Raw genomic sequence first — 6,000 nt, 5'->3', positions numbered from 1 at the left:
GGTGTTCGTCATGATCTGACCAGTCTTCCCGCCCGAGGACTCGGGCAACAAGACGACTCTCACAACGACTGGATCTAAAAAACGGGGTCAGCCCATGACCACCGGCGCATAGAGCTGGATCTCGCGCGGAACGTCACTCTCCACGAGGTCTGACATGGCGCGCTCCTGGGCGAGCAGCCGGGCGAGGCGAACGCCGTCGGCGGCCTGTGAGGCGGGGTAGACCACGGTGGCCTCCACCACGGAGTCTCCGGATTCGATCTCGCGCATCATGTTGGCCGAGCCGGCTCCTCCGATCATGAAGAACTCATCGCGTCCGGCGTTCTCGATCGCAGCCAGGACGCCGACGCCCTGCTCGTCGTCGTGGTTCCAGATGGCATCGATCTCGGGCGCCGCCTGCAGCAGGTTGGCCGTGGCGCTCTCCCCACCGGCGACGGTGAAGTCGGCGGCGACCCGGTTCTCCACCTCCATGCCGCAGTCGCTCAGCGCGTCCTCGAAGCCTTGACTCCGGTCCTGGGTCAGAGGCAGCGAATCGATGCCCGCGATCTCTGCCACAACGGCGTCGTCCTGATCCCCGAGCTGTTCACAGATGTAGGTGCCGGCTGAGACCCCCATGCCGTAGTTGTCCCCGAGGATCGTGGTCCTCGCGGCGAAGGGGCTGGAGAACTCTCGGTCGACGTTGACCACCGGTATGCCGGCGTTCATCGCCTCGATCGCGACCTCGGTGAGCGCCGCGCCGTCGAAGGGCAGCACCACGATCGCGTCCACGTCGTCGTTGATGAACTGTTCGATCTGGCTGATCTGCTGGTTGACGTCATCGGTGCCCTCTGAGACGCGCAGCTCGACATCGTCGAACTCGTCGCCCTGGTTCTGCGCCCCTTCGGTGATGGCGCCGATCCAGCCGTGTCCGGCGGCGGGGCCGGAGAAGCCGATGACGACATCGTCACCGGGCTCGGCGTTGTCGCCCGCCGGTTCGGCCGCGGCCGCCGCGGCGTCGTCCTCGGTCTCCACCGCCTCGGGATCATTGGAGAGACAGCCGCTGACGAGCAGGGTGGCTGAGATCAGCGCAGCGGCCGAGAGATATCGGCGTGGGGTGCGGGACATGATTCCTCCTGATGAGAGTGGATTCAGCTCAGTGATGGGGTTGCTGGGAAGAGATGGAGTCTCGGGTCAGGTGCGGCTGTGGCTGGAGAAGCGCTGCTGCAGCAGGACGGCGCCGACGATGATCGCGCCGGTGACGACCGCCTGGACGGAGGAGTCGAGGTTGTTCTGCACGAAGACGTTGCGCAGCACCGCGAAGACCAGGACGCCCAGGACGGTGCCGAAGATGGTGCCGCGTCCGCCGGCCAGCAGAGTGCCTCCGACCACCACGGCGGCGATCGCGTCGAGCTCGTAGAGGTAGCCGTGGGTGGAGGAGCCCGAGGTGGTCCGGCTGAGCATCATGACTGCACCGATCCCGGCGCAGAGCCCGGCGAGGGTATAGATCATCACCAGGTGGCGCTTGACCTTGATGCCGGCCAGCCGGGCGGCCTCGGGATTGCCGCCCACCGCGATGGTGCGGCGGCCGAATGTGGTGCGATTGAGCAGGAACCATCCGGCGAGGGCGACGATCAGGAACATCCACACGATGATCGGGATGCCCAGCAGGTCCCCCCGGAAGGTGCTGGTGAAGCCCTGCACCGTGATGATCTGGGTCTGGCGTCCGGAGATCAGCTCGGCGAAGCCGCGGGCGGCGACGAGCATCGCCAGGGTCGCGATGAACGGGACCACTCTGCCGTAGGCGATGATGACGCCGTTGAGCAGGCCTGCCGCGGCACCGACGGCCAGCGCGGTGAAGAACATGATGGACCAGTGGATGTCCGTGGCCATGGCCTGGGTGCCCAGCGTGGTGGCCCAGACCGTGGCAAGTCCCATCACGGAGCCCACCGAGAGGTCGATGCCGCCGGAGGTGATCACGAAGGTGACGCCGATGCTGATCACTCCGATCACCGCCGCCTGCTGCAGTATGACCATCAGGTTGGCGAGGCTGAGGAAACGGTCTCCACCGGTGATGACGCCCAGGGCGACCAGCGCCCCCAGGGCCAGGACCAGGCCGAGGCTGTGTCCCAGGCTGAGGTTCGATCCGGCGACCTTCTTCGGGGCCTTCTCCTCGACCGGGCTGAGGTCCCGATGCGGGAGCTCCTCCTGCGCGGGAATGTCCGCGCCGGGAACCGAGCCTGTTGCTGTTGCCTCACTCATCCGTGAGCTCCTTCCATCACAAGATCAAGCACCTGGTGTTCATCGATGTCCTTGGTCGCTCCGGTGTGGACCACGTGGCCGTCCGCCACGACGAGGACTCGATCGGCGAGTCCCAGGACCTCCTCGATCTCGCTGGAGACCATCAGCACTGCCGTGCCTCGCCGGCTGAGCTCTCTGACCAGGCCGTAGATCTCTGCGCGGGCGCCGACGTCGACGCCGCGAGTAGGTTCATCGAGCAGCAGCACCTCGCAGCCATGGACGAGCCAGCGCGCGAGCATCGCCTTCTGCTGGTTTCCGCCGGAGAGGGTGCGGATATTGCGCGCGACATCGGCGGGGGAGAGATGCAGCGCCTCAGCCTGTTCGCGGGCTGCGCTGCGTTCGGCGCGCTCGTTGAGCAGTCCGGACCGAGCGAAGCGGGCGAAGCTGGAAAGGGTGATGTTGCGGTAGATCGGCTCGTCCAGGAGCAGGCCCTGGCTCTTGCGCTCCTCGGGGGCGAGTCCCACATCGTGGTTCACCGCATCGGCGATGGAGCCGCGGCGCAGCTTCTTGCCCTTGACCCGGACCTCGCCGGTGGTGGCCCGACGGGCTCCATAGATGGTCTCCAGGATCTCGGAGCGGCCCGCGCCCACCAGCCCGGCGAGCCCCACGACCTCGCCGGGGCGCACGTCGAAGGAGACCGGCTCGAAGATACCCTCCAGGCTGAGCCCGTCGACCTCGAGCAGCGGCTGATCGCTGATGGGCCCGACTGCTGCGCCGCCGAAGTCTGAGATCACCTCATGTCCGGTCATCAGCGCGATCAGTTCTCTGGTCGGGGTGTCCTGGACCGCGAGGCTGGTGGCGGCGGTGCGCCCATCTTTGAGCACCGTGATCCGGTCCCCGATCCGACGGATCTCCTCGAGGCGATGGGAGATATAGACGACGGCCACACCCTGGTCCCGCAGCGCCCGAACGACGCGGAAGAGGTTCTCCACCTCTTCGGGGTCCAGGACGGCGGAGGGCTCATCCATGATGATCAGCTGAGCTTCATGGGAGAGTGCGCGGGCCATCGAGACGATCTGCTTCCCCGCCGCCGGCAGGCGTCCCACCTCGCGCTGAGCCGGGATCTCAGGGTGGCCAAGGCGCCGAAGCAGGTCGCGGGTGCGTTCCAGGGCGGTGGCCCGGTGCAGCACGCCCCCAGAGCTGAGTTCATGGCCGAGAAACACGTTCTCGGCGACGGTGAGTCCATCGACGACGTCGAGCTCCTGGTACATCGTGGCGATCCCGAGTCGCAGCGCCGCCATCGTGGTGGGGATGGTGACCTGTTCGCCCTTCCACAGGATCTCGCCGCCGGTGGGTTGGTGAGCCCCGGAGAGCACCTTGATCAGCGTCGACTTCCCGGCGCCGTTCTGCCCCAGCAGGCAGTGAACCTCACCGGCGCGAATATCGAGGTCCACCCCGTCGAGCGCCTTCGCTCCGGGGAAGTGTTTGATGATTCCCCGCATTCGGAGAAGCTCGGACCCACTCTTTTGTGTGACCATGATCACGAATTTAGCGGCCACTTCTGTCGGTTGTCAATCAAAAGTCGGGTATCTGTTTCGGAACTTTCGATCTCACGCCGACCGAAGCAGGGGTGCTTTACTGGAGATATGGTCTACATCTCCGTGATCGATGAGCAGAACCGCTTGGCCTCCGCACCGGCGGGCAACGCCCTTCCCAACAGTGCGGGAGCGCTGTTCCAGCTGCTGCGGGACGGGACCCCGCGCACCCGCTCTGACCTGACGGCGATGACCGGATTTGCCCGCTCCACCATCTCCGCCCGGGTGGAGGAGCTGCTGGACTCCTCGCTGATCCGCCCCGCCGGGGAGAACTCCTCCACCGGGGGTCGGCCGCCGAGCACCTTCGCGTTCAACCCAGAGGCGCGTTCCGTGCTCGCCGTTGACCTCGGTGGAACCCACGCGCGGATCGCCGTGACGGATCTGGCCACCCGGGTGCTGGCCGAGAAGGAGCAGGAGCTCGACATCACCCGCGGTCCGGTGGCGGTGCTCGACGCGGTGGCCGCGGTTGCGATGGAGCTGCTTCAAGAGGCGGGTCGAAACCCCAAGGATCTGCTCGGCGTCGGGGTGGGGGTCCCGGGTCCGGTGGAGTTCGCCACAGGTCGGCCAATGAGCCCCCCGATCATGCCCGGCTGGGACCACTTCGACATCCCGGCGCACCTGCGCCGGTGGTTCGCGGTGCCGATCCTGGTGGACAACGATGTCAACGCGATGGCCCGGGGGGAGCATGCGGTGGCCTATCCCGGAGTGGCCAACATGATGTTCGTCAAGGTCGCCACCGGGATCGGCTCGGGGATCATCAGCGACGGCAGGCTGCAGCACGGCGCCCAGGGGGCGGCGGGGGACCTCGGGCACATCGCGACGCCCGATGGGGACGCCACTCCCTGCACCTGCGGGAACTTCGGCTGCCTGGAAGCGGTGGCCTCAGGTCCGGCCATCGCGGCGCAGCTGCGCGAGCGCGGCTTCGACGTGCCCCACCCTGCGGCGATGCTGGAACTGGTGCGCTCCGGGGATCCGGAGGCGCTGCGCACGGTGCGCCATGCCGGACGCCAGGTGGGATCGGTGCTCGCGGGCTGCGTGAACCTGCTGAACCCCTCGGTCATCGTGATCGGCGGTGTGGTCTCCACCGCGGGGGAGCACTTCCTGGCCGGAATCCGTGAGGCGGTCTACTCCCGTTCGCTTCCGCTGGCCACCCAGCATCTTCGCATCGTGGGCACTCAGACCCGGGCGCGCGCCGGAGTGTTGGGCAGCTCCGCGATGGTCACCGGCCACGGCCTCTCGATCGAGAATGTGAATCGGCTGATCGGCTGAGACTGATGGTCGGGGAGTCTGGCGTCAGCGGCTCGGTTCGATGATGAAGATGACTCCGACGAAGAGCCAGCCGATGCCGATGAAGGTGACGAACTTGCTGCTGACCTTGTTGATGAAGCGCAGCTGGCGCTCATCCTGCCGACTCTGAGCCATACGACGGCCCGTGTGGTAGATGCTTTCCCGAAACACGATGATCAGCACTCCGCCGATCAGGATGCTCAGGCCGGTCAGCACGTTCACACGGAGCTCCGGTCATATCGGCGCCGCCGCGCCAGGGCGACGAGCCATAGGTTCAGCGCGACCGCCACAAGCACGCTCAGTCCGAAGAGCACATAGGTGGATGTGCTCGTTTCTGGAGAGTTCCAGATGTTGACGAACTGCCACATCGCAGCTGCGGAAGAGAGAAGAGATGCGATGCTCACGAGGATGTAGGTGGCGTTCGGGCTGGTCAAGATTGCGTTCCTGATTCTGCGAGCTTCTGCTCACGTAGTTCCTTGTTGTGCTCACCGGCGGTGAGCACCAATCATCCGACCCAGCCGGCTGAGCACAGAACGTTCAACCAGAAGGTCAGATCGTCGTCACGGTCGCTTCGGGTGTGAAAAAACGCTGCAAGGGCGAACATCAGGGCGGCGAAGCCCCCGCAGAACAGGCCGATACTTGTTGAGAGCGCTCATCACCGCACCCCTGGCTCCGCAGGGCGCTCCATCTTCTTCTGGTCCCGCGGCTCCTCGCTCTGGGCGCCGTTGCGCTGCGTCTGGGCACGGCGCATCGCCAGGACCAGGGCGGTGCCCAGCATCGCCAGGGCCAGCCCCCAGCCGATGCTTGCCGTGTAGTCCGGTGCGCCCGGAATGGCGGAGGCCACGATGCCGATCGGGGCGAAGAACAACAGCCCACTGATGATGTTCTTGCGGCTTGCCATGTG

Annotated in this window: 7 protein-coding genes; 1 reads left to right on the top strand and 6 read right to left on the bottom strand. The window is 66.3% G+C overall.

Annotated elements, in window-relative coordinates; all coding sequences use genetic code 11:
- Positions 1 to 87: 87 nt before the first annotated feature.
- The 3 genes from EV640_RS03010 to EV640_RS03000 form a co-directional block, all read right to left on the bottom strand.
- Positions 88 to 1,101: a substrate-binding domain-containing protein gene (locus EV640_RS03010; RefSeq protein ID WP_133725764.1), complete on the bottom strand. Its 1,014-nt coding sequence runs from the start codon at positions 1,099 to 1,101 to the stop codon at positions 88 to 90.
- Between the two features lie 66 nt (positions 1,102 to 1,167).
- Positions 1,168 to 2,235, bottom strand: a complete 1,068-nt coding sequence (locus tag EV640_RS03005; RefSeq protein ID WP_133725763.1) for an ABC transporter permease — start codon at positions 2,233 to 2,235, stop codon at positions 1,168 to 1,170.
- Positions 2,232 to 3,716: a sugar ABC transporter ATP-binding protein gene (locus EV640_RS03000; RefSeq protein ID WP_133725762.1), complete on the bottom strand. Its 1,485-nt coding sequence runs from the start codon at positions 3,714 to 3,716 to the stop codon at positions 2,232 to 2,234. Before EV640_RS03000 ends, EV640_RS03005 begins: the two co-directional genes overlap by 4 nt.
- 144 nt (positions 3,717 to 3,860) lie before the next feature.
- On the opposite strand from EV640_RS03000, the gene EV640_RS02995 reads away from it, so the two are divergent.
- The gene (locus EV640_RS02995; RefSeq protein WP_133725761.1) at positions 3,861 to 5,078 is read left to right on the top strand and encodes an ROK family protein; all 1,218 of its coding nucleotides are present in this window, start codon (positions 3,861 to 3,863) and stop codon (positions 5,076 to 5,078) included.
- 24 nt (positions 5,079 to 5,102) lie between these two features.
- Here the strand turns inward: EV640_RS02995 and EV640_RS02990 are convergent, their stop codons facing one another.
- The 3 genes from EV640_RS02990 to EV640_RS02980 form a co-directional block, all read right to left on the bottom strand.
- Positions 5,103 to 5,318 (bottom strand): hypothetical protein, encoded by a 216-nt coding sequence (locus EV640_RS02990; protein ID WP_036475700.1) that lies wholly within the window; start codon positions 5,316 to 5,318, stop codon positions 5,103 to 5,105.
- A complete protein-coding gene (locus tag EV640_RS02985) occupies positions 5,315 to 5,530 on the bottom strand; it encodes a hypothetical protein (protein WP_133725760.1) in 216 nt (71 codons plus the stop codon). Before EV640_RS02985 ends, EV640_RS02990 begins: the two co-directional genes overlap by 4 nt.
- A gap of 221 nt (positions 5,531 to 5,751) precedes the next feature.
- Positions 5,752 to 5,997, bottom strand: a complete 246-nt coding sequence (locus EV640_RS02980; protein ID WP_133725759.1) for a hypothetical protein — start codon at positions 5,995 to 5,997, stop codon at positions 5,752 to 5,754.
- Between the last annotated feature and the right edge of the window lie 3 nt (positions 5,998 to 6,000).

It is taken from the genome of Nesterenkonia aurantiaca, assembly GCF_004364585.1.
Classification (GTDB): domain Bacteria; phylum Actinomycetota; class Actinomycetes; order Actinomycetales; family Micrococcaceae; genus Nesterenkonia; species Nesterenkonia aurantiaca.
This window is presented reverse-complemented; position numbering and strand designations above follow the sequence as displayed.